General features: G+C 67.6%; 25 protein-coding genes. 13 read left to right on the top strand and 12 right to left on the bottom strand.

All coding sequences use genetic code 11. The features are described from left to right. Position 1 precedes the first annotated feature (1 nt). The 4 genes from sdhA to AC3A5T_RS08390 form a co-directional block, all read right to left on the bottom strand. A complete protein-coding gene (gene sdhA, locus AC3A5T_RS08405; protein WP_487628160.1) occupies positions 2 to 1,792 on the bottom strand; it encodes a succinate dehydrogenase flavoprotein subunit in 1,791 nt (596 codons plus the stop codon). Positions 1,793 to 1,799: 7 nt separating this feature from the next. Then, positions 1,800 to 2,219 (bottom strand): succinate dehydrogenase, hydrophobic membrane anchor protein, encoded by a 420-nt coding sequence (gene sdhD, locus AC3A5T_RS08400; RefSeq protein ID WP_232135772.1) that lies wholly within the window; start codon positions 2,217 to 2,219, stop codon positions 1,800 to 1,802. Next, a complete protein-coding gene (gene sdhC, locus AC3A5T_RS08395; protein ID WP_332077022.1) occupies positions 2,216 to 2,611 on the bottom strand; it encodes a succinate dehydrogenase, cytochrome b556 subunit in 396 nt (131 codons plus the stop codon). The genes sdhD and sdhC overlap by 4 nt, the downstream gene beginning before the upstream one ends. Before the next feature lie 81 nt (positions 2,612 to 2,692). Continuing rightward, the gene (locus tag AC3A5T_RS08390; RefSeq protein WP_487628202.1) at positions 2,693 to 2,800 is read right to left on the bottom strand and encodes a DUF1674 domain-containing protein; all 108 of its coding nucleotides are present in this window, start codon (positions 2,798 to 2,800) and stop codon (positions 2,693 to 2,695) included. Positions 2,801 to 2,885: 85 nt separating this feature from the next. Here AC3A5T_RS08390 and ygfZ point away from each other — a divergent pair, with 85 nt between their 5' ends. Together ygfZ and AC3A5T_RS08380 are read left to right on the top strand one after the other, a co-directional pair. Continuing rightward, positions 2,886 to 3,746: a CAF17-like 4Fe-4S cluster assembly/insertion protein YgfZ gene (gene ygfZ, locus AC3A5T_RS08385; RefSeq protein ID WP_487628159.1), complete on the top strand. Its 861-nt coding sequence runs from the start codon at positions 2,886 to 2,888 to the stop codon at positions 3,744 to 3,746. A gap of 171 nt (positions 3,747 to 3,917) precedes the next feature. Then, the gene (locus AC3A5T_RS08380; protein WP_487628158.1) at positions 3,918 to 4,418 is read left to right on the top strand and encodes an OmpA family protein; all 501 of its coding nucleotides are present in this window, start codon (positions 3,918 to 3,920) and stop codon (positions 4,416 to 4,418) included. A gap of 83 nt (positions 4,419 to 4,501) precedes the next feature. On the opposite strand, the gene AC3A5T_RS08375 is transcribed toward AC3A5T_RS08380, so the two are convergent. From AC3A5T_RS08375 to AC3A5T_RS08355, 5 genes are all read right to left on the bottom strand, one after another. Continuing rightward, a complete protein-coding gene (locus AC3A5T_RS08375) occupies positions 4,502 to 6,772 on the bottom strand; it encodes a thiamine pyrophosphate-dependent enzyme (protein ID WP_487628157.1) in 2,271 nt (756 codons plus the stop codon). A 10-nt stretch (positions 6,773 to 6,782) separates the two neighbouring features. After that, complete coding sequence (locus tag AC3A5T_RS08370; protein WP_487628156.1) at positions 6,783 to 7,427, bottom strand: glutathione S-transferase family protein; 645 nt, start codon at positions 7,425 to 7,427, stop codon at positions 6,783 to 6,785. Further along, entirely contained in the window at positions 7,424 to 8,008 is a 585-nt protein-coding gene (locus tag AC3A5T_RS08365) for a GNAT family N-acetyltransferase (protein ID WP_487628155.1), read from the bottom strand. Before AC3A5T_RS08365 ends, AC3A5T_RS08370 begins: the two co-directional genes overlap by 4 nt. Positions 8,009 to 8,047: 39 nt before the next feature. Then, positions 8,048 to 9,211 carry an acyl-CoA dehydrogenase family protein gene (locus AC3A5T_RS08360; protein WP_487628154.1) on the bottom strand — a complete coding sequence of 388 codons (1,164 nt, stop codon included), beginning with the start codon at positions 9,209 to 9,211 and terminating at the stop codon, positions 8,048 to 8,050. A 129-nt stretch (positions 9,212 to 9,340) separates the two neighbouring features. Beyond that, positions 9,341 to 10,147 (bottom strand): glycine zipper 2TM domain-containing protein, encoded by an 807-nt coding sequence (locus tag AC3A5T_RS08355; protein WP_332077014.1) that lies wholly within the window; start codon positions 10,145 to 10,147, stop codon positions 9,341 to 9,343. 173 nt (positions 10,148 to 10,320) lie between these two features. Between AC3A5T_RS08355 and AC3A5T_RS08350 the strand changes: the two genes are divergently transcribed. Further along, a complete protein-coding gene (locus tag AC3A5T_RS08350; protein ID WP_332077013.1) occupies positions 10,321 to 10,560 on the top strand; it encodes a DUF6116 family protein in 240 nt (79 codons plus the stop codon). Between the two features lie 8 nt (positions 10,561 to 10,568). Continuing rightward, positions 10,569 to 11,336: a TatD family hydrolase gene (locus tag AC3A5T_RS08345; RefSeq protein WP_487628153.1), complete on the top strand. Its 768-nt coding sequence runs from the start codon at positions 10,569 to 10,571 to the stop codon at positions 11,334 to 11,336. A gap of 9 nt (positions 11,337 to 11,345) precedes the next feature. On the opposite strand, the gene AC3A5T_RS08340 is transcribed toward AC3A5T_RS08345, so the two are convergent. After that, positions 11,346 to 12,149, bottom strand: a complete 804-nt coding sequence (locus AC3A5T_RS08340) for a tRNA threonylcarbamoyladenosine dehydratase (RefSeq protein ID WP_487628152.1) — start codon at positions 12,147 to 12,149, stop codon at positions 11,346 to 11,348. 79 nt (positions 12,150 to 12,228) lie between these two features. Here AC3A5T_RS08340 and AC3A5T_RS08335 point away from each other — a divergent pair, with 79 nt between their 5' ends. Together AC3A5T_RS08335 and AC3A5T_RS08330 are read left to right on the top strand one after the other, a co-directional pair. Beyond that, entirely contained in the window at positions 12,229 to 12,690 is a 462-nt protein-coding gene (locus AC3A5T_RS08335) for a hypothetical protein (protein ID WP_487628151.1), read from the top strand. Positions 12,691 to 12,847: 157 nt separating this feature from the next. Further along, positions 12,848 to 13,333, top strand: a complete 486-nt coding sequence (locus AC3A5T_RS08330) for a peptidoglycan-associated outer membrane lipoprotein precursor (protein WP_332077009.1) — start codon at positions 12,848 to 12,850, stop codon at positions 13,331 to 13,333. Positions 13,334 to 13,401: 68 nt separating this feature from the next. On the opposite strand, the gene AC3A5T_RS08325 is transcribed toward AC3A5T_RS08330, so the two are convergent. Continuing rightward, the gene (locus AC3A5T_RS08325) at positions 13,402 to 13,611 is read right to left on the bottom strand and encodes a cold-shock protein (protein ID WP_487628150.1); all 210 of its coding nucleotides are present in this window, start codon (positions 13,609 to 13,611) and stop codon (positions 13,402 to 13,404) included. Between the two features lie 273 nt (positions 13,612 to 13,884). Between AC3A5T_RS08325 and AC3A5T_RS08320 the strand changes: the two genes are divergently transcribed. From AC3A5T_RS08320 to AC3A5T_RS08300, 5 genes are all read left to right on the top strand, one after another. Beyond that, positions 13,885 to 14,385, top strand: a complete 501-nt coding sequence (locus tag AC3A5T_RS08320) for a DUF456 domain-containing protein (RefSeq protein WP_487628149.1) — start codon at positions 13,885 to 13,887, stop codon at positions 14,383 to 14,385. Positions 14,386 to 14,461: 76 nt separating this feature from the next. Beyond that, positions 14,462 to 15,625 carry a mechanosensitive ion channel family protein gene (locus AC3A5T_RS08315; RefSeq protein WP_487628148.1) on the top strand — a complete coding sequence of 388 codons (1,164 nt, stop codon included), beginning with the start codon at positions 14,462 to 14,464 and terminating at the stop codon, positions 15,623 to 15,625. 2 nt (positions 15,626 to 15,627) lie between these two features. Further along, positions 15,628 to 16,782 (top strand): phospholipase A, encoded by a 1,155-nt coding sequence (locus AC3A5T_RS08310; protein WP_487628147.1) that lies wholly within the window; start codon positions 15,628 to 15,630, stop codon positions 16,780 to 16,782. A 101-nt stretch (positions 16,783 to 16,883) separates the two neighbouring features. Beyond that, the gene (locus AC3A5T_RS08305) at positions 16,884 to 18,005 is read left to right on the top strand and encodes a sterol desaturase family protein (RefSeq protein ID WP_487628146.1); all 1,122 of its coding nucleotides are present in this window, start codon (positions 16,884 to 16,886) and stop codon (positions 18,003 to 18,005) included. Between the two features lie 29 nt (positions 18,006 to 18,034). Then, positions 18,035 to 18,397 (top strand): hypothetical protein, encoded by a 363-nt coding sequence (locus AC3A5T_RS08300; RefSeq protein WP_487628145.1) that lies wholly within the window; start codon positions 18,035 to 18,037, stop codon positions 18,395 to 18,397. A gap of 55 nt (positions 18,398 to 18,452) precedes the next feature. Here AC3A5T_RS08300 and AC3A5T_RS08295 read toward each other — a convergent pair whose 3' ends face one another. After that, positions 18,453 to 19,970 carry a fumarate hydratase gene (locus tag AC3A5T_RS08295; RefSeq protein WP_487628201.1) on the bottom strand — a complete coding sequence of 506 codons (1,518 nt, stop codon included), beginning with the start codon at positions 19,968 to 19,970 and terminating at the stop codon, positions 18,453 to 18,455. Between the two features lie 148 nt (positions 19,971 to 20,118). On the opposite strand from AC3A5T_RS08295, the gene AC3A5T_RS08290 reads away from it, so the two are divergent. Together AC3A5T_RS08290 and AC3A5T_RS08285 are read left to right on the top strand one after the other, a co-directional pair. Continuing rightward, positions 20,119 to 20,763 (top strand): trimeric intracellular cation channel family protein, encoded by a 645-nt coding sequence (locus AC3A5T_RS08290; protein ID WP_332077003.1) that lies wholly within the window; start codon positions 20,119 to 20,121, stop codon positions 20,761 to 20,763. Positions 20,764 to 20,805: 42 nt separating this feature from the next. Continuing rightward, on the top strand, positions 20,806 to 22,680 hold the full coding sequence (locus AC3A5T_RS08285) for an ABC transporter ATP-binding protein (protein WP_487628144.1): 1,875 nt from the start codon (positions 20,806 to 20,808) through the stop codon (positions 22,678 to 22,680). The last annotated feature ends 103 nt before the right edge of the window (positions 22,681 to 22,783 follow it).

The raw sequence follows: 22,783 nt of genomic DNA, 5'->3' as shown, positions 1-22,783 counted from the left end.
CTCAGTAAACGCGTGCTTTCGGCGGCACGACTTCGACTTCGTCGTCGAGCGTGTACATGTGCACCGGGCGGTAATCGATCTGCGTGTTGCCGGCATTGTCGGCCCAGCACAGCGTGTGCTTGTGCCAGTTCTCGTCGTCACGGTCCGGGAAGTCCTCGTGCGCGTGCGCGCCGCGGGATTCCTTGCGGTTCTCGGCCGAGACGATGGTGACCAGCGCCTGTCCCAGAAGGTTCTGCAGTTCCATGGTCTCGATCAGATCCGAGTTCCACACCATCGAGCGGTCGCTGACCTTGACGTCGGCGAACGAGGCGTGGATCTCGCGGATCTTGTCGACGCCCTCGGCCAGCGTCTTGCTGGTGCGGAACACCGCGGCGTCGTTCTGCATCGTGCGCTGCATGTTGTCGCGGATCACCGAGGTCGGCGTGCTGCCGCTGGCGTTGCGCAGGCCGTCAAGGTTCGACAGCGCCTTGTCGCAGGCGTCCTTGGCGAGCGGCTTGTGACGTGCGCCCGGCTTGATCGTCTCGGCGCAGCGGTTGGCCACCGCGCGACCGAACACCACCAGGTCGAGCAGCGAGTTCGAACCCAGACGGTTGGCGCCGTGCACCGACACGCAGGCGGCTTCGCCGATCGCGTACAGGCCCGGGACCACCGCATCCGGATTGCCGTCCTTCAACTGCACGACTTCGCCGTGGTAGTTGGTCGGGATGCCGCCCATGTTGTAGTGGACGGTCGGAATCACCGGAATCGGCTGCTTCTCGACGTCGACGCCGGCGAAGATCTTGGCGCTTTCGGCGATGCCCGGCAGCTTCTCGTGGATTTCCTTCGGGTCGAGATGGGTCAGATCCAGATGGATGTGATCCTTGTGCTCGCCGACGCCGCGGCCTTCGCGGATCTCCATCGTCATCGAACGCGAGACGACGTCGCGCGAGGCGAGATCCTTGGCATTCGGTGCGTAGCGCTCCATGAAACGCTCGCCACTGGCGTTGCGCAGGATGCCGCCTTCGCCGCGCACGCCTTCGGTGATCAGGCAGCCCGCGCCGTAGATGCCGGTCGGGTGGAACTGCACGAACTCCATGTCCTGCAGACCCAGGCCGGCGCGCAGCGCCATGCCGCCACCGTCGCCGGTGCAGGTGTGCGCGGAGGTCGCGGAGAAGTACGCGCGGCCATAGCCGCCGGTCGCCAGCACCACGCCCTGGGCGCGGAACAGATGCAACGTGCCCTCGGCCATGTCGAGTGCGAGCACGCCACGGCAGGCGCCGTCCTCGTCCATGATCAGGTCGAGCGCGAAGTACTCGATGAAGAACCGCGCGTCATGCGCGAGCGACTGCTGGTAGAGCGTGTGCAGGATCGCGTGGCCGGTACGGTCGGCCGCGGCGCAGGTGCGCTGGGCGATGCCCTTGCCGTATTCCGTGGTCATGCCGCCGAACGGGCGCTGGTAGATCTTGCCCTCTTCGGTGCGCGAGAACGGCACGCCCTGGTGCTCGAGCTCGATGATCGCGGGGATGGCCTCGCGGCACATGTACTGGATGGCGTCCTGGTCGCCCAGCCAGTCGGAGCCCTTGATCGTGTCGTAGAAGTGGTAGCGCCAGTCGTCGTCGCCCATGTTGCCGAGCGCGGCGGAAATGCCGCCCTGCGCCGCCACCGTGTGCGAGCGCGTCGGGAAGACCTTGGTCAGACATGCGGTCTGCAGACCCTTGTGGGCCAGGCCGAAGGTCGCGCGCAGGCCGGCGCCGCCGGCGCCGACGACGATCATGTCGTAGGTGTGTTCGGTGATCTTGTAAGCGTTGGTCATGTGGTTCTCAGCCCAGCAGTGCGATGCGCGCAATCGCGTACAGCGATGCGAGCGCGCCAGCGGCGCAGGCGAATGTGACGAGGAGCTGGAGGCTGACCTCCAGCGCGCGCTGGTGGATGTAATCCTCGATCACCACCTGCAGGCCGAGCTTGGCGTGCCAGAACATCGCGATGGCGAACAGCGCGAACGCGATCGCGTTGAACGGACGCGCGATGACCGTCTGCACGGTGACGAGATCGGCGCCGGCCAGCGACACCAGCGTGCCGATGAACCACGCGACCAGCGGCACCAGCGCCACGGCGGTGACACGCTGCCACCAGAAATGACCGGTACCGGTCTTGCCCGATCCGAGGCCGCGTGCGCGACCGACCGGGGTACGGAAATCAGGCCGCTGCACGGCCTGGTCCGGCGTCTTGGACTCGCTCATGCGCCACCCCGCAATGCAATGAACCAGATCACGGCCGTCAGCACGACGGCGAGCGTGATCACGGTGTAACCGGAGCGATAGACCTCCGGCAGTTCGAAGCCCATGCCCGCATCCCACATCAGATGGCGGATGCCGTTGAGCAGGTGGTAGACCAGCGCGAAGGAGAACGCGACGAGTGCAAGCGTGCCCAGCGGCGAACCGAGGCAGGCCGATGCGCTCGCGTAGGCGTCGCCGCCCTTGGCGACCGCCAGCAACCACCAGGCGAGGCCGAATGCACCGACCGAGGCGATGATGCCGGTGACCCGGTGCATCAGGGACATCACCGATGTGATCTGCAGGCGATACAGCGTGCCGAGCATGAACGGTGACAGGGGACGGTTACGGTGTGCCATCGTTGTGGTGCTCTCCTCGCTGGCGGCGTCTCGCCGCGTGGCTGGTATTGCGGATCCGCCCGCCAGACACGACGTGACGGATCAAAAGTCGATGCAACGACCGTTCTTTTCCCAGTCGCCATACCGCGTGGGATCGAGGCCGTCGCGGCCTCCGATCTCTTCTGCGGGCGGCGATGCCGGAACAGGCATTTCCGCAGGCGTCGACGACGGTGTGTCCGTCTGCTCGCCTATGATGTCCGGATTGGTCATTCGTTCAATTTTAGTTCCCACAGGCATGTCAGACAAGCTGCAATCCACGCCCGCGACTGCATTCGCGCTTCCGGACATCGCATCGTTGACGCTGCGCGGACGCGATTGCATCGCATTCGCGCAAGCGCAGTTCATGAGCGACGTCGCCGCGCTCGGCGACGGACAGTGGCAGTGGAGCGGTTGGTTGACCCCGAAGGGCCGCGTGATCGCCCTGCTCGCCGTGCTCCGCCACAACGCAGAACAACTCGATCTCATCGTGCTCGATGCCGACGTGAATGCATTGGCGACATCGCTGAAACGCTACGTCTTCCGCAGCAAGGTCTCGATCGAGGTGCCGGACGACGTGTCCGCATCGGGGCGGTTCGCAGCGCCGTCGATTGCACAGGGCGCGACCGCGGCGATCGGGACCACCGGCATCGAGCTGGACGTCGGCACGACGGCCGCACCGCGCACGCTGATGCTGCGCCAGACCGCGTCCGGCATCGCGCACGATCCCGAAGCGAAGCTGCGCTGGCGGGCGTTCGACATCGCCCACGGCCTGCCCCGCCTCGACGCCGACCAGCGCGAACAGTGGACACCGCAGCAGCTGTCGCTGGAACGCCTGCGCGCTTTCAGCGTCGCCAAAGGCTGCTACCCGGGACAGGAGATCGTCGCGCGCACGCATTTCCTCGGACAGGCGAAACGCGGCCTGGCTGTCCTGCGCAGCGCTGCCGGCGCCGCGCCGGGCGACGACGTGCGGGCCGGCGAGCAGGCGCTGGGCAAGATCGTGTCGGTCGCGGGTGATCTCGCGCTGGCGGTGCTGCCGCTCGAGCGGCCCGGCGCACCGCTGCAGATCGGCGGGATCGATGCCGTCGACACACCGCTGCTGGACGGCCTCGCCCGCTGATCCCACGGGTGTTTTCCGGCCCACCGTAACTGCCATCCGGCCGTCGTGATCCGGCTGCTATGCTCGGCCGCGACAGGGGGCGCACGCGCCCGGGGGAGTGTCGAAGTCGTCGCCGCACGGGCCGCAGCCGGTGTGGCGACATGGATCTGGGGAAGCATCCAAGGGGTCGTCATGAAGCACAGTTCGCTGTCCGCGGCATTCGCCGCGTCCGTTGTCGCGTGTGCACTCGCCGCCTGCGCCAGTTCAAAGCCGGCACAACCGCCCGCGCCGCCACCGCCGCCACCCGAGCCCACCGCGTTCGTCGAACAGCTCGATGCCGATGGTCTGTTCGCGTTCGGCAAGGCCGACATCCGCGACATCAGCCCGGCCGGCCGTGCGGCGCTCGATGCCCTCGCCGGCCGCCTGGCCGGACGCACGCTCGATATCGTCCACGTGATCGGTCACAGCGACCGCATCGGCAACCCGCAGGGCAACCTGCGCCTGTCGAACCGCCGCGCCGAAGCCGTGCGCGGTTATCTGGTCGAACACGGCGTGCCGTCGGACCGCATCACCGCGGTGGGTCGCGGTGACGTCGAGCCGGTGACCGAATGCAAGTCCGAACGTGGTCAGGCGCTGATCACCTGCCTGGCGCCGAACCGGCGCGTGGAAGTGCGGGTGCGTCTGGCGGACTGATCCGAGGGATGCGCGGACCGCCCCTCGCCCGCATGCGGAGGGGGCGGTTCCACGCCCGTGTCGCATCGCCTGGACGGGATCCCTCACACCATCGTCAATGCCGCCGCGACGATGTCCGCCTCCGACGGAATCACCAGGAACGCCGCGCCCGCCAGCGGTGTGAAGGTGTCGGCGCCCACCACGCGCCGCAGCGGCGTGTCGCCGAAGCCCGCTTCCGCGATCGCGGTGACGATGCCCTCGCCCACGCCCGCGCTGCGCCGCCCCTCGTCGACCACCAGCACACGTGCGCATTCGCCCACGTGGCGGGCGATCTCGCCTTCGTTGAGCGGCAGCAGCCAGCGCAGGTCGACCACCCGCACCTTCCAGCCGCGCTCGGCCTCGATCAGACGCGCCGCGCGCAGGCTCATCGGCACGCCGTTGCCGAAGGTCAGCACGACGAGATCGGTGGCTGCCGCGTCGTAGACCCGCGCTTCGCCGAACGTCATCGCCTGGTCCGGCGGCGGATACGCCGTCGACCAGGCACCGTCGCCTGCGACGTACAGATCCTTGGTCATGTACAGCGCGATCGGTTCGAGGAACAGGCAGACGCGGCCATCGACCTGGGCCATCGCGGCGAGCGTGCGCAGCATCGTGGCCGCGTCGTCGCCGCGCGAAGGACAGCCGACGACGATGCCGGGAATGTCGCGCAGCGCCGCGACCGAATTGTCGTTGTGGAAATGCCCTCCGAAGCCGCGCTGGTAACCCAGGGATGCGATGCGCACGACCATCGGATTGCGATACTGGCCGTTGCTGAAGAACTGCAGGCTCGCGGCCTCGCCGCGGATCTGGTCACCGGCGTTGTGGAAATACGCGAGGTACTGGATTTCGGGCAGCGCGAGCATGCCCATGTTGGCGAAGCCCTGCGCCAGGCCGAGAATCGTCGTTTCGTCCAGCAGCGTATTGAACACGCGCCGTCCGCCGAAGGCTTTCTGCAGGCCCTTGGTCACGGTGTAGACACCGCCCTTCTGCGCGACGTCCTCGCCGAACAGCAACGCCTCGGGATACTTCGCGAACAGGTCGTGCAGCGCCTGGTTGATCTGCACCGCCAGATGCTTCGGCGGCTGACGTTCGGGCAACGCGGCCTCGCTACCGAAGGCCGCGTGGCGCGCAGCGGCATTAGGCGCGCGCGTGGCTTCGGCGTGGACCCGTTCGGGCGAATACGGCGCGAGCGGTGCCATCACATCGTCGAGGCGTGTCAGCCGCGGCCGGCTGTCGGCAGCTTCCGCCGCGGCGAAGCAGCGCACGCGCATGGCTTCGTAGAGATCGAGCAGTTCGCGCTTCGACAGCAGTCCCGATTCGAGCGCGATCGCCGCGCTGCGCAACAGCGGATCGCTGGCCTCGACCGCGCACAGCTCCGCCAGCGCGCGCCATTCAATCTCGAAGTCGGTGCCGGCGTGGCCCATGAGCCGGGTCGTGCGCAGATGCAGAAAGGTCGGCCGTCGCGTGCGTCGGCAGTGCGCGACGGCGCGTTCGACATCGCCATAGCCCGCTGCCAGATCGAGCCCGTCGGCGGCGAAATAGTCGAGATCGGGCCGGTGCGCGAAATTGCGCGCGATCCAGCCGTCTGGCGTCTTCACCGAAATGCCGATGCCGTTGTCCTCGCAGACGAACAGCACCGGTGCCGGGAGTTTCTGATAAGCGGTGTACGCCGCAGCGTTGAACGCGGTCTGCGCGGTCGCGTGGTTGCTCGACGCATCGCCGAACGAGCACACGACGATGCTGTCGGCGGGCACCGGCAGTGCGTGACCAATGCGGCGCGCGTGCTCGATCGCGATTGCGGTGCCGAGCGCCTTGGGCAGGTGCGAAGCGATGGTCGAAGTCTGCGGCAGCACCCACAGCGGCTTGCTGCCCCAGACCTTGTGGCGGCCGCCGCTGGCCGGATCGTCCGCGCTCGCGGCAAACGACAGCGCCGAGTCCATCACCGGATCCATGCCCGGCACCTTGCGGAAGCGTTCGGCCATGAAGCCGCCGCTGCGGTAGTGCAGGAATGCGGGATCGGTATGCCGCGTGGCGCGCGCGACCATCGCGTTGCCTTCGTGGCCGCTCGAGCCGATCGTGTAGAAGACCTTGTTCTGCACGCGCAGCACGCGCGCCATCAGGTCCAGGTGGCGGCTGATCAGCTGCGACTCGAACAATTCGCGAAAGCCGCGGGTATCGAGCGCGCTACCGGCGAGGATCGCCTCGCCGTCGGCCGGCGCCGCGTCGCGCGGGCCGTCCCATTCGCGGACGAACTGCTGGAAATTCGCGTCGCAGATCTCGGCGCGGTTGAGGCCCTTCATGCGGGCCGGGATCGGATCGGGAACGACTGCGAACATCGAGTCACCTTCAGTCCGGGGCCGCGAGCCTCGCGGCGTTGACCGGCGCGGGCGCCGGCATGTCGATGAAACCGGGCGTGCCGCGGACGCGCGCGAGCCAGTCGCGCAGCGCCGGATACGGGGCCAGGTCGAAGCCGCGGTCGGGCGCGACGGCGGTGTAGGCGAACAGCGCGATGTCGGCGACGCCATAGGTGCTGCCGGAAAACCACGCCACGCCGCCGGCAAGATGGCCGTCCATCACCGCCAGCGCGCGGTGGCCACGCGCCTGCAGCGCAGGCAGTTCCGCGCGGCGCGGAGAGTCGGCATCGGTCCAGCCGCGGATGAAACGCGCGACCGCGATCGCCGGCTCGTGGCTGTACTGCTCGAAGAACATCCAGCGCAGCGCCTGCGCGTGCGGCCAGGGATCGCCCGGCAGCAACGGCGTGCCGGCGGCGAGAAAACACAGGATCGCGTTCGATTCGACCAGCACGCGGCCGTCGTCGAGTTCCAGCATCGGCACCTGGCCGTTCGGATTCTTCGCCAGATACGCCGGCGTGCGCGTTTCGCCGCGACTGCTGTCGGTCTCGACCCACGTATACGGCCGGCCCAACTGCTCCAGCAGCAGGCGCACCTTGTGGCAGTTGCCGGACGGCGAGTAGCCGTACACGACGATCATGCGCGGTTCCCCCGGGCCGCCTGCCATTGCGCGCGCGTCTGTCCCCATATCTCCACCGGGTTGCCGTCGAACGGCGCGGGCAGCAGGCCCATGCGCAGGAAGCGCGAACCCAGCTTCTCCGCGACGCGCTTGGAACCGGTATTGGCCCGGTCGATGGTGTGGATCACCTCGTCCCAGTCCAGCGTGTCGAACGCCCAGTCGATCGTCGCGGCGGCCGCTTCCGGCCCGTAGCCCTGCCCCCACGATGCGCGCCGGAGACTCCAGCCCACCTCGGTGCCCGGCCAGCCGAACGGCTGCCACGGCCCGACGCGGCCGATCCAGTCTCCACTGGCTTTCTCGATCACCGAGAACATGCCGAATCCCAGCAATTGCCAACTGCCCACCAGTCCCGCGAGGCTGCGCCATGCCACCGGCGGCGGCTGCACGCCACCGAGGTGACGCATGGTCTCCTCGTCGCCGGAAAAGTCGGCATAGGGCTCGAAATCCTCACGCCGCGGCAGGCGCAGAATCAGGCGTTCGGTTTCGAGCTGGACATCCGGATACGACACGTCATGTCTCCTGAAACGTCGTGGCGGCAGCATTGGGTCCGGGCGTGCGCACCACGCCCGGCTGCCGCGATCTCAGAACGCGTTGATGCCGGTCAGCTCACGCCCGACCACCAGCTGGTGCACGGTCTCCGTGCCCTCGTAGGTGATCACCGATTCGAGATTGAGCGCGTGCCGGATCGGGCTGTACTCGGTGGTGATGCCGGCGCCGCCGAGCAGGTCGCGCGCCTCGCGTGCGATGTCGATCGCCATGCGGCAGTTGTTCCACTTCGCCAGCGACACCTGCGTGGGCTGCATGGTGCCGGCGTCCTTCAGACGGCCGAGCTGCAGCGACAGCAGCTGGGCGCTGGTGATGCGCCGCGCCCAGTCGGCCAGCTTGAGCTGCGCACTCTGCGTCGCCGCGACCGGACGTTCGAACAGGATGCGTTCCTTGGAGTAGTTCAAGGCTTCATCGAGACACGCGATCGCCGCGCCGATCGGCCCCCAGGTGATGCCGTAGCGCGCCTGCGTCAGACAGCCCAGCGGACCTTTGAGTCCCTTGACGTTCGGCAGGCGGTTCGCCTCGGGCACGCGCACGCCGTCGAAGTACAGCGCGCTGGTGACAGAGGCGCGCAGGCTCATCTTGTGCTTGATCTCCTGCGCGGTGAAACCGGCGAAATCCCGCTCGACGAGGAAGCCCTGGATACCGTCTTCGGTCTGCGCCCAGACGATCGCGACGTGGGCCAGATTCCCGTTGGTGATCCACATCTTCGAGCCGTTGAGCACCCAGTCGTCGCCGTCGCGTTTCGCATGGGTCTTCATGTTCGCCGGGTCGGAGCCGCCGTGGGCTTCGGTCAATCCGAAGCAGCCGATGACCTCGCCCTTGGCCATGTCCGGCAGCCATCGCCGGCGCTGTTCCTCGTTGCCGTAGGCGAAGATCGGATACATGCACAGCGAGGACTGCACGCTGGCGAAACTGCGCAGCCCGGAATCGCCGCGCTCGAGCTCCTGGCAGATGAGGCCGTAGCTGACCGAGTTGAGCCCGGCGCAGCCGTATTCCTCCGGCAGCGTGGCGCCGAGCAGGCCGAGGCCGGCCATCTCGGGAATCAACTCATTCGGGAAGCGTGCCTGGTCGAAGCAGTCGCCGATGATCGGCAGCACGCGCTCGTCGGTGAAACGCGCCACCGCGTCCTGCACCGCGCGCTCCTCGTCGGACAGCAGCGAACGCACGTCGTACAGGTCGTAGGGATGCAGGGCCATGGCGGATCGTCCCGGAGGGTGATCGGCCGATTGTATCGGCGGCAACGGTCGCGTGCCGAGCCGTACCCCGGACGTGCGAAGGGCCGGCATTCGCCGGCCCTTCGGGTCACGCGATCAGACGATGGCGCGTTACTGGCGTGCCGCCGACGACGTCTCGGCCGACGTGTCCAGAGCCGCCGTCATGATGCGGCCGTTGATGACCGGCAGACGCTCTTCCGGGCGCTCGTCCATGCGGATCGTGCGCTCTGTGCCGTCGTAGACGTAGGTCACGTCATAACCGACCGTGCGCTCTTCGTCGCCCAGCAGGATGCGGTTGCCGGGCTTGGCGTCGGTACGCATCGAGCCGGTGGTGCCATCCGGATTGCGATAGCTCACGTTGTAGGCGACGACACGCGAGGACTGCGAGGAGTCCTGGACGGTGCGGCACTGGCGGTCGACGCGTTCGACGACGCGACCACCGACGTGGTTGCGGTCGACACGGTTGCCGACGAAGCCGCCTGCCGTCGCACCGGCAGCGGTCGCCAGCTTGCGGCCGTTGCCGCTGCCGATCTGGTTGCCGACGAGACCACCGACCAGCGCACCGACGACGGTGCCGCCGACGTTGCCGTCGCGCTCGGGCAGACGTTCCTGCACCACAACGTCCTCACAGACCTCGCGCGGGGAGCTGCTGGTCATGGTCTCGCGGATCGGCTCGCTGCCGAGCACCGTCGCATAGAGCTGTCCGGTCTCGGTGATCGGGCGGACGTCGACGACATCCGCATAGTCGAGCGCATCGCGCGCGTCGCCGACGGGTTCGCCAGTCTTCGCGTCGATGGCGCCAGCGACGTCCGCACCTGCGATCGGGCCGGCCGCGTCGCGGCTGTTGTGATACGCACCGACGGCCACGCCACCCACGAGCAGGGATGCCAATGCAATCGCGATCGTGTTGCTCTTCATCGCTCTCTCCTTTCGACCTGGACGGCCTGTTTCGTTCTTGGTGCCGATTGCAGCATCCACATGCTGAACAGCCGCCGGAAATTGGCCCGCCAGGCTGACGATCCGCTAAACCGGGGTTGCGGAATGGCGTGCTAGCGTCCATCTGCTGTCTGTCATCCGCCCCGGAGCCTGCCGTGCGCAACGTCCTGTCCGCCCCGCTCATCGCCTGGCTGTCGCGGCTGAGCTATCCGCGCATCTTCATGGTCACCGCCGTGTTGTTCGGTGTGAACCTGCTGATTCCCGATCCGATCATCCTGGTCGACGAGGTGCTGCTGGGTCTGGCGACCGTGATGCTGGCCAAGCGCAAGCGCACGCCCAAGCCGGGCGACGAAGCGCCGCGTCCGCCGCTCGATGGTGAGGCGCGCCGCTCCTGAACACCGCGATGCTGGTCGACAGCCATTGCCACCTCGACGCGCCGGAATTCAATCCCGATCGCGATGCCGTGGTGACGCGCGCGCGGCAGGCAGGCGTCGCGCATCAGGTGGTGCCGGCGACGCATGCGGAGGCGTGGCCGAAGCTGCGCGAGGTCTGCGCGGCCGCGCCCGGCCTGCACGCGACCTATGGCCTGCATCCGACATTCCTGCCCCATCACCGGCCCGGGCACCTCGATGCACTCGCCGACTGGGTCGACCGCGAACGACCGGTCGCAATCGGCGAGTGCGGGCTGGATCATTTCGTCGCGGGTCTCGACGCCGACGCGCAGCTGCACTATTTCGAAGGCCAGCTGCGGCTCGCGCATGCGCGCGATCTACCGGTGATCGTGCATGCACGACGCGCGGTCGAAGAGACCATCGGCCTGCTGCGTCGCTTCGACGGTCTGCGCGGTGTGGTCCACAGCTTCAGCGGCAGCCCCGAGCAGGCCGCGCAGCTGTGGAAGATCGGATTTCTGATCGGACTCGGCGGACCGCTGACCTATGACCGCGCGAAGCGTCTGCATCGCGTGGTCGCGGACATGCCGCTCGAACAGCTGCTGCTCGAGACCGATGCGCCCGATCAGCCCGACGCCGACCACCGCGGTCAGCGCAACGAGCCCGCCCGGCTGACCCGTATCCGCGACGTGGTCGCGCAGTTGCGCGGACTCACGCCCGACGACGTCGCCGCGCAGACCTCGCGCAATGCGCTGGCCCTGTTCCGGATCGCGGCGGACTGAAGCGCGGGCTCAGGCTGCAACGTCGGCCGACGGCTTGAGCAGCAGCTCGATCGCGCGGCCCACGGCCGCGAACGCGAAGGCGCCGGTGATGTGCGTCGCGGCACCCAGCCCGCTGCCGCAATCCAGATTGAGGGCCGCATCCGGCCCCAGCTGCGGGCGGAGGCCGCAGACCGTGCCGTCGGCCTGCGGATAGCGCACGTTCTCCAGCGAATAGATCGCCGACACGCCGAAGTAGCGCTTGGGCGTCTTCGGGAAATTGAACTCCGCGCGCAGCTTCTTGCGGATCAGCGCGAGCATCGCGTCGTGCTCGGTGCGCGACAGATCCCGCACGCGCACCAGGGTCGGATCGATGCGTCCGCCTGCGGCGCCCACGGTGATGACCGGCAACTTGCGCCTCCGGCACCAGGCGATCAGTTCGACCTTGCTGCGGAAGCTGTCGCAGGCATCGATGACGAGATCGAAACCGCCGCCCAGCATGTCTTCCAGATTGGCCGGCGTCACGAAGGCCTGCACGGCATGCAGCGCCATCGACGGATTGATCGCCCGGCAGCGCTCGGCCATCGCCTCGGCCTTGTTGCGACCGTACTGCCCCGCGAGCGCGGGCAACTGGCGGTTGGTGTTCGACACGCAGATGTCGTCGGCATCGATCAGAGTCAGTGCACCCACCCCGGTGCGCGCCAGCGCTTCGGCGACCCACGAGCCGACGCCGCCCAGACCGACCACCGCGACATGCCGCTGCAGCAGGCGCGTGACGCTGCCCTGCCCGTACAGCCGTTCGATACCAGAAAATCGTGCGCGTGCGTCTTCGTCCATATGCACAGTTTAACGGCGGCGGGCGGTGCACGACCGCGTGCTAAGGTCGCGCCGCCCAGCGCCCCGCCAGGAATCCGCGATGTCCACGACGCCTCCGACTGCGACACCACCCCGTCCGCCGTCCTCGGCGGCTGGCTATCTCGTGGTGTTCGCGATCGGCCTGCTCGTCGGCCTCGTGGTCGTTGTGGTGTTGCTGCGCACACTCGACGCCCGCAAGACCTGGCAGGACCGGTATCCCACCGTGCTGATGCAGCTCTACCAGGCGCAGATGGCGCAGCTATCCGGGAATCTGGCGTCGAACCGTTGCGCATCGAGCGACGCCCTGGCGCACCTGCAGACGATGCGCGCGCTGTCGAACGATCTCGAGGCGGCGTTCCCCGACCTGCGCGATCACCGCGGCTTCGTCGCCCATGCCGCCGGCACGCGTCGCACCCTCGATGCGGCGCTTGCGACACCGCCGGCGGACTGCGCCGGATTGCGCACGACGATCGACGCGATCGGCGAGACCTGCGGCGCCTGCCATCAGGACATGCGCGGCTGAGCCGGGCTGCGCGATCCGACTGAACGGGCGCTGCATGTTTCCGCGAGACGCCGTGGAATTGCTGCGGCATTCACGCGGCAATGCCTAGCGTTGCCGCGTCGGGTCGAGACACCCGCGCTCCCTACACATGCTGCAAACGCAACCGGAGGTTAGCCCCATGAAGACTGGTCTGATCGGAACCGCCGCACTGGCCGCATCCATCGCTCTCGCCGGCTGCGCGACCTCGCCCGGCTACGGCAGCGGCTACGGCAATAGCGGGTATGGCAACAGCGGCTACGGCCGTCCTGCGAACTGCTACGACTGCGGCACCGTCACGCGGATAGAAACCATCCGCGGCAACAACAATCCCAACATCGCCGGCCCGCTGATCGGTGGCGTCGTGGGCGCCGTCGCCGCGAAGGAGCTCGCCCGTCGCAACACCGACAGCGAGGGCCGTCGCAATGTGGCGATCGGCGCGGGCGCGGTCGGCGGCGCGCTGGCCGGCAATGCGATCCAGAACCGCACCGAGGGCGGTGGCACCCACTACAACGTCCACGTCCGCATGCAGGATGGTCGCACTACTGTGCTCTCGCAGAGCGACATCGGCGGTCTGCGCGAAGGTTCGAACGTGCGCGTGCAGAACGGCCAGGCCTACGCCTACTGACCGGCCGGCAACCGCACACGAAAAAACCCGGCGCAGGCCGGGTTTTTTCTGGCTCGAATCCGTCGGGATCAGAGCGGCGTGACAGCGTCCGCCTGCAGACCCTTCTGGCCCTGCACGACCTCGAACGAGACCTGCTGGCCTTCCTGCAGCGACTTGAAGCCGGTGCCCTGGATGGCGCGGAAGTGCACGAACACGTCTTCACCGCTTTCGCGGCTGATGAAGCCGAAACCCTTCGCGTCGTTGAACCACTTGACGGTACCGTTTTCGCGAGTTGCCATGTTGCTCTCTCTCCCTGGAACGATTCGATAACTGATCGATGGAACGCCGGATGCGGCGGCTGGTTGCAAGGAGAACACGGGTGCGACGATGCAGCGGACCGGGTGGGACGAGCCAACACGAATCTACTTCACGCAGGGTCACGGTTCACGGTGACCTTGACAAACACAGCGATCGCAAAGTACCCCGCTGTTTATGAAAATGCAATCCGGGGTTACCCCATCTTTTCGCGACCGCCGGAACCGGGTTGCGACCCCGTTCCGAGGAGCTGCAACGTGGACCTGAGTACCCTGTTCTACGTGCTCGCGGCACTGCTCGTCCTGGTCGGCCTGGCCGGCGTCGTGCTGCCTGCATTGCCGGGCGTCCCCCTGATGTTCGCCGGCATGCTGCTCGCCGCGTGGGCGGATGGTTTCGAGCGCATCGGCGTCTGGTCGCTGGTCACGCTGGGCGTGCTGACGGCGGTGTCGTTCGTGGTCGACTTCTGGGCGACGGCGGTCGGGGCGAAACGGGTCGGTGCCAGCCGGCTCGCACTCGTCGGCACGATCGTCGGCACCTTCGTCGGTCTGTTCTTCGGCTTGCCGGGACTGTTCGCCGGCCCCTTCGTCGGCGCCGTCATCGGCGAACTGATCAGCCGTCGCGATCTGCGGCCCGGCGGGCTGGGCCAGGCGACGCGCGTTGGCGTCGGTACGTGGATCGGCATCGCGATCGGCGTCGCGCTCAAGCTCGCACTCGCGGTGCTGATGCTCGCGGTCTTCGCATTCGCCTGGTGGTGGTGAGTGCACTATCGTCGCGCTCCAGTCCACGACGTCCGCACGCCACATGCCCGATACCGCTTCGCTCGACCCCGCTCCCATGCGCCTGACTGCCATCGTTCTCGGCGCCTGCCTCGCCGTGCTGGCATGTGCATGCGCCGCCCCGATCCATGCCGCGCCGGCCGCCGCAGTCGCCGCCGCCGCGCCGAGCACGCCGACAGAACCTGACGCCGCCGTTGCGACCACCCCCGCGCCGGCCGCGGTGGTCGAAGACGTGGACGTGCGCACCCGCGTCGACCAGGTCTACGACGAGGCCGAAGCGCGCGTGCTGCGCCTGGTCGCGAACCTGCCACTGCTGCTCGCCGCGGCACTGATCGTCTTCCTCGCCTCGTGGATCGGCGGCCTGGTGTCGCAGCGTCTGCACTGGCTGCGCCTGCGCACGCGCAATCCCTATCTCGACGGGCTGATCCGGCGCGCGGTGCGCACGGTGATCCTGCTGATCGGCATCCTGATCGCGCTGGATCTGCTCAATGCCACCGCACTGGTCGGCGCGATGCTCGGCTCGGCCGGCGTGCTGGGTCTGGCCCTGGGTTTCGCGTTCAAGGACATCGCCGAGAACTACATCGCCGGCATCCTGCTGAGCCTGCGCCGCCCGTTCGAACCCGGCGAGATGGTCAAGATTGACAGCTACGAAGGCAAGGTCGCCGCGCTCAGTGCACGTGCGATGACGCTGATCACGCTCGAGGGCAACGAGTTGCGCCTGCCCAATGCGCTGGTGTTCAAGGCGGTGATCCTCAACTACACCAGCAACCCGAAACGCCGCTTCGATTTCACCTTCAACATCGATGCCAGCCAGTCGATCCGGAAAGCGCATGCGGTCGCGATGGCGGAGATCGCCAGCATCGACGGCGTGCTCACCGATCCCGGCCCGTCGTGGATGGTGGTCGAGTACGGCGCGAACGGTGTCGTGCTGCGTTTCTTCGGCTGGGTGGACCAGCGCCACAGCGATCTGGGCAAGACCCGCAGCGAGGCGATCCGGCTTGTGAAGGGCGCGTTCTGGCGCGACGGGATACAAGGGCCGAAGACCACGACACACGTGGTGCTGGCCCGGGAAGAGGACGCCGCCACACCGGCGGCCGTCGACCACGAGCCGGCCACCAGCGCCGGCGTCGATACCTCGGTCAACCGGGATATCGACCGCCAGGTCGCCGAGGTGCAGAGTACCGACGAAAGCAACCTCCTCACGCTCAAGGACGCGACCTGATCATGCGACCCGCTTATCTCCTTCCTGCCGCTCTGGCCGCAGCCACGGGCTTGGCCCACGCGCAGACGCCCGAGGTGCCGACCGCCGCGCCGAACGCGCCCGCGAGCATGGACGCCTGTGTCGCGCTCGAACAGGACGCCCAGCGTCTGGCCTGCTTCGACGCGATGACGGGCCGCGCCGCACGCACGCCGCAGCAGGCCGATACCGAGGCCGCCGTGGCACGCGAGCTGCGCAGCAATCCGGCAGTGCGCGCCGATGCGCTGGCCGAAGGCACCGCTTCGCGCAGCCTGTATTCCCATGATGGTGGCGAACGTCTGACCGATGCGATCGCGAATGCCGGCCAGGGTTCGCTGCTCGACAGCCGCTGGGAGCTGGCCAAGGATTCCAAGCTCGGCATCTTCAACCTGCGCGCCTACAAGCCGGTCTACCTGCTGCCTGCGTTCTGGACGTCGGACGTCAACCAGACGCCGTCTTCGCCCAACCCCGACAACACCGTCACCACGCCGCAGGGTCTCGACAGTCTGGAAGCGAAGTTCCAGCTGAGCTTCAAGACCAAGGCGGTGGAGAACCTGTTCGGCACCAATGGCGACATCTGGATGGGCTACACCCAGAGCTCGCGCTGGCAGGTCTACAACACCGAGGAATCGCGCCCGTTCCGCGAGACCAACTACGAACCCGAAGTGCTGATGGTGTTCCGCAACGGCTACAGCCTCCCCGGCGGCTGGCACGGCCGCATGGCCGCGATCGGCGTCAACCACCAGTCCAACGGCCGTGGCGATCCGCTGTCGCGCAGCTGGAACCGGGTGATGTTCAACTTCGGATTCGATCGCGAGGACTGGGCCCTCGTGGTGCGCCCGTGGGTGCGCATCTCCGACGGCAGCGAGGACGACAACCCGGACATCGAGGATTACATGGGTCGTGGCGACATGACCCTGACCCACGTCCGCGGTGGTCACGTGTACACGCTGATGGGCCGGCACACGCTGCGCGGCGGAGAGCGTTCGCGCGGTGCGCTGCAGTTCGACTGGGGCTTCCCGATCCACCGCAATTTCCGTGGCCACCTGCAGGTGTTCAGCGGCTATGGCGAAAGCCTGATCGACTACAACCACAAGGCCACGTACGTCGGCCTGGGCATCTCGCTGCTCGACTGGTTCTGAAGCCGGTCCACTGACGGCCTGACGCCGTCGTCGCCCTACCCGGGCGGCGACGGCGTGTTCTGTCCTATGCTCGGCAGCGTCTCCCGCCGCCCGGTGCCCGCATGGACGCTGCCGTTGCCCGCCCCCGTCGTTCGTTCTTCGCCTATGCATCGGCCCTGCTGGGTCTACTCAGCGTGTTCGGCGTGGTCTGTTTCCACTTTCCGGAACTGCTGACCAGCCGCGAGTTCCGCGCGGTCTACAACGAAGGGTTCGCCCGGCACCTGCTGCTGGTCGGTCTGGTCGCGGCCTTCATCCTCGGCACGCTGGCGATCCTGCGCGACCGCAACCGCCGCATCGCGACGGTCGGTGTGGGCAGCGCGACGCTCGCGGTGCTGCTCGGCGGCACCAACGTGCAGTTCGACAGCATCGGCGCGACGCCCTACTCGCTGGGCCTCGACTGGTTCGTGATCTCGCTGTTCTTCTCGGCGCTGGTGTTCGTGCCGCTGGAGCGCTACTTCGGCAAGCGGCGCATGTCGCCGCTGCGCCGCGGCTGGCGCACCGACATCGCCTACTTCTTCATGAGCCACGTGCTCGTGCAGTTCATCCTGATCCTGGTCACCGCCTCCACCTCGACGATCGCCGGGCTCGCGGCATTCCCCGCACTCAAGGATGCGATCCAGTCGCTGCCGGTCTGGGCGCAGTTCCTGATCGCGGTCTTCGTCGCCGATCTCGCCCAGGCGCTGCTGCACCGCGCGTACCACAACGTGCCCTGGCTCTGGCGCTTCCACGCCGTGCACCATTCCAGCCGCGAGATGGACTGGCTGGCCGGCTCGCGCATACATTTCGTCGAAATCGTGCTCACGCGCAGTTTCGTGCTGCTGCCGCTGCTGGTGCTGGGGTTCTCGACACCGGCAGTCAATGCCTACGTGATCCTGGTCGGCCTGCAGGCGGTGATCGCCCACGCCAACATCGGCGTGCGTTTCGGCTGGCTCGAATACCTGCTGGTGCTGCCGCGCTATCACCACTGGCATCACGCCCGGCAGCAGGACTACGTCGACGTCAACTACGCGATCCATCTGCCGCTGATCGACATGCTGATGGGCACGTTCAAGCTGCCACGCGACCAGGCGGAGTGGCCCGAGGAATACGGCGTCATGAAACTGGAGACCGTGCCGCAGGGCATCGTCGAACAGCATCTGATGCCGTTCCGGCGGAAGAAGACTTTCGACACGTTCGTGGACTGAGGGCACAGGGCATGACGCACACGCTTCGCATGGCCACCCGTGCCGCTGTCTGCACGCTCTTTCTGTGGCTGCTCGCAGCCTGCGCGACCGAACCGCGCCTGCTGCTGCCGACATCGCCCGAAGGCCGTAGCTGCATCGCTGCGTGCGATGCGGTGCTGGCCCGATGTTCTTTCGATGAGGCAAGCCGGGCAGAGAGCATCGCGCGAAGTTGCGACAACAGTGGTGCAGTGCAGACCTGTGTCGACCGTGCGGTCGACGATCGCACCGTGCAGGCCTGCGAGGCCAAGCAGAGCATGGGGGCATGCCAGGGTTCGGTGCCGAACACCGCGGATTGCCGCGAAGACCGCTTGATGTGCGCGCTGCAATGCGGTGCGAAGATGTTAGATCCCTGACCGGAAACGACGACGGCGCCCGCAGGCGCCGTCGTGTTTCGAACGTTCGAACGGCTCAGGCGATCTCGACCACCGGAATCCCGCCGATGCGTGCCTTCCACTCGCGCGGACCGGTCTCGTGCACCGAAGTGCCGGCCGAATCGACGGCGACGGTCACCGGCATGTCCTGCACTTCGAATTCATAGATCGCTTCCATGCCGAGGTCCTCGAACGCGAGCACCTTGGCGGCCTTGATCGCCTTCGACACCAGATACGCCGAGCCGCCGACCGCCATCAGATACACCGACTGGTGCTTCTTGATCGCTTCGATCGCGGTCGGGCCACGCTCGGCCTTGCCGACCATGCCCAGCAGGCCGGTCTGTTCGAGGATCTGGTCGGTGAACTTGTCCATGCGTGTCGCGGTGGTCGGGCCCGCGGGGCCGACGACTTCGTCGCGCACCGGATCGACCGGGCCAACGTAATAGATGAAGCGGCCCTTGAGATCGACCGGCAGCGTCTCGCCGCGGTCGAGCATTTCGACCATGCGCTTGTGCGCGGCGTCGCGGCCGGTCAGCAGCTTGCCGCTCAGCAGCAGCACCTCGCCCGGCTTGAAGGTGGTGACCGCTTCCGGCGTGATCGTGTCGAGATCGACGCGTCGCGCGCCGGTCGGGTTGTAGGTCAGCTCCGGCCAGTCGGCGAGCGACGGCGGATCGAGCATCACCGGGCCGCTGCCGTCGAGGGTGAAATGCGCATGGCGCGTGGCCGCACAGTTCGGGATCAGCGCGACCGGCAGGTTGGCCGCGTGGGTCGGGAAATCCTTGACCTTGATGTCGAGCACGGTCGTCAGGCCGCCCAGGCCCTGCGCGCCGATCCCGAGCGCGTTGACCTTGTCGTAGAGCTCGAGGCGCAGTTCCTCGGCGCGGTTCGACGCGCCGCGGGCCTGCAGCTCGACGATGTCGATCGGCTCCATCAGCGCTTCCTTGGCCAGCAGCATCGCCTTCTCGGCGGTGCCGCCGATGCCGATGCCGAGCATGCCGGGTGGGCACCAGCCGGCGCCCATCGTCGGCACGGTCTTGAGCACCCAATCGACGATCGAATCGGACGGATTGAGCATCGCGAACTTCGACTTCGCCTCCGAGCCGCCGCCCTTGGCCGCGACGATCACGTCTACCGTGTTGCCCGGCACGATCTTGACGTTGACCACGCCCGGCGTGTTGTCCTTGGTATTGACGCGTTTGCCGGCGGGATCGGCCAGCACCGAGGCGCGCAGCTTGTTGTCCGGATGGTTGTACGCGCGGCGCACGCCCTCGTGGACCATGTCCTCGACGCCCATCGTCGCGTCGTCCCAGCGCACCGACATGCCGACTTCGAGGAACACGGTGACGATGCCGGTGTCCTGGCAGATCGGCCGGTGGCCCTCGGCGCACATGCGCGAATTGATCAGGATCTGCGCGATCGCGTACTTCGCGGCCGGCGAGGCCTCGCGCTCGTAGGCGGCGGCGAGGTTCTTGATGTAGTCGACCGGGTGGTAGTAGCTGATGTACTGGAGGGCATCGGCGACGGACTGGATGAAGTCGTCCTGGCGGATCGACACGGGTGTCGACGACACCGGGGATGCGGAATGGCTGGCGGTCACGGCTGGCTCGAAGGCTGGCGGAAAACCCGCCCATTCTAGGCCATCGGCCCGCAGGCACGTCCCGGCCGGGGCTGCAGGTCCGGCGCGCGCCGCGCACACTGTGCGCATGGACATCCTCGTACTCGTGCTGGATCTGGTCGGCACCTTCGTCTTCGCCCTCAGTGGCGCGATGCTCGGCGTGCGTCGCCGGCTGGACCTGTTCGGCGTGCTGGTGCTCGCCTTCGCCGCCGCGACCGCGGGCGGCATGACCCGCGACGTGCTGATCGGCGCCACCCCGGTTGCCGCCCTCAGCGACTGGCGCTATCCGGCGATCACGCTGGCCGCCGGCCTGATCACCTTCGTCTGGGCGCCGCTGATCGAGCGGCTGCAGCAGCCGGTGCGGATGTTCGATGCGATGGGGCTCGCGCTGTTCGCCGTCGTCGGCACGCAGAAGGCGCTGGATTTCGGCATCGACCCGCCGATGGCCGCCGCGCTGGGCATGTTGACCGGCATCGGCGGCGGCATCGCCCGCGACGTGCTGATGGCGCAGGTGCCGCTGGTACTGCGCGCCGAGCTCTATGCGGTTGCGGCGCTGGCCGGCGCGGCCGTGGTCGCCATCGGACACTGGCTGCAGTGGCCGCCCGCCCCCTGCGCGATCGCCGGCGCGCTGCTGTGTTTCGGCCTGCGGATGATGGCGCTGCGCTTCGGCTGGCAACTGCCGGTGGCGCTGCAGTCCGGCGGCGAAGGCGAACCGCCCGACGCGATGCGCTGACCGTCGCAGCGGTCTGTCACGCGCGCGCATACGATATCGGCCATGTCGACATCCCCCCCCAAGCGCGCCGCCGCGAGCGCGCAACGCCCGAGCCTGCGCGAACGCTTCGACGCGATGCGCAATCTGCGGCCGTTCCTGAAGCTGATCTGGCAGACCAGTCCGGGCCTGACGCTGACCAGCCTCGGCCTGCGCCTGATCCGCGCGTTTCTGCCGGTGGTGATGCTGTACATCGGCAAGCTGATCATCGACGAGGCGATCCGCGTCGTCGGCGCGGGCGTGGCCTTCGACGATCTGGCCTCGGCCTGGCGCAGTGGCGCGCTGGACCATCTCGCCTGGCTGCTGGCGCTGGAATTCGGCCTGGCGATCGGCTCCGATCTGCTCGGCCGCATGGTGAGCTACGCCGACAATCTGCTGTCGGAGCTGTTCACCAACGCGACCAGCGTGCGGCTGATGGAACACGCGGCGACGCTCGATCTCGAAGACTTCGAGGATCCCGAGCTGCAGGACAAGCTCGACCGCGCGCGCCGGCAGACGATGGGGCGCATGAACCTGATGGGCCAGCTGTTCGGCCAGGTGCAGGACGCGATCACGGTCGTGAGTTTCGCGATCGGCCTGATGGTCTACGCGCCGTGGCTGATCCTGCTGCTGGCGATCGCGCTGATCCCGGCCTTCATCGGCGAGTCGCATTTCAATGCGCTCGGCTACACGCTCAACTTCCAGTGGACGCCCGAACGCCGCCAGCTGGAATACGTGCGCCAGACCGGCGCGAGTCTGGAGACCGCGAAAGAGGTCAAGATCTTCGGTCTGCACCGGTTTCTGATCGACCGCTACCGCACGCTCGCCGACGGCTTCTTCCTGGCCAACCGCTCGCTGGCAAGGCGACGCGCGATCTGGGGCACGCTGCTGGCCGCGCTCGGCACGCTGGGTTACTACGTCGCCTACGCCTACATCGCCTGGCGCACGGTGCGCGGCGATTTCACGATCGGCGATCTGACCTTCCTCGCCGGCAGTTTCCGCCGCCTGCGCCAGTTGCTGGAAAGCCTGCTGGTCGGCTTCTCGCAGGTCGCCGGGCAGGCGTTGTATCTCGACGACCTGTTCTCGTTCTTCGCGATCGAACCGGAGATCACCTCCCCCATCGACCCGGTGCCGTTCCCGCAGCCGATCCGCGAAGGCTTCGTGTTCGAGAACGTCGGCTTCCGCTATCCCGGCGCGGAACGCTGGGCGGTGCGGCATCTCGATTTCACCCTGCAGGCGGGTGAGGTGCTGGCGCTGGTCGGCGAGAACGGCGCGGGCAAGACCACGCTGGTCAAACTGCTGGCGCGTCTTTACGACCCCGACGAGGGCCGGATCCTGCTCGACGGCCGCGACCTGCGCGACTACGACCTCGACGCGCTGCGCGCGAACACCGGTGTGATCTTCCAGGACTTCGTGCGCTATCACCTGACCGCCGGCGAGAACATCGGCGTCGGTCGCATCGAAGCGATGGGCGACGATGCGCGCATCCAGGACGCCGCGCGCCGTTCGATGGCCGACGAGCTGATCGCCGGCCTGCCGGGCGGCTACGACCAGCTGATCGGCCGGCGCTTCAAGACCGGCGTCGATCTGTCGGGCGGCCAGTGGCAGAAGATCGCGATCGCCCGCGCCTACATGCGCGAGGCGCAGGTGATGATCCTCGACGAACCCACTGCCGCGCTGGATGCGCGCAGCGAGTTCGAAGTGTTCCGCCGCTTCAAGGAACTGTCGGAAGATCGCACCGCCGTGTTGATCTCGCACCGCTTCTCCAGCGTGCGCATGGCCGATCGCATCCTCGTGCTCGAACAGGGCCGCATCGAAGCCAGCGGCACGCATGCCGAGCTGATGACGCAGGGCGGGCGCTACGCAGAGCTGTTCGAACTGCAGGCCGCCGGATATCGCTGACGGCGACTGTGGGCGCGCGCTCGCGCGCGATTGGGCGTTCCGGGCGATGCCCCGTCGGGCGCGTGCGCTCACACAGTCGCCGCGGCCGTGAGTCACCGTTGAC

This window comes from Luteimonas sp. Soil_C_16, from assembly GCF_057657295.1.
This window is presented reverse-complemented; position numbering and strand designations above follow the sequence as displayed.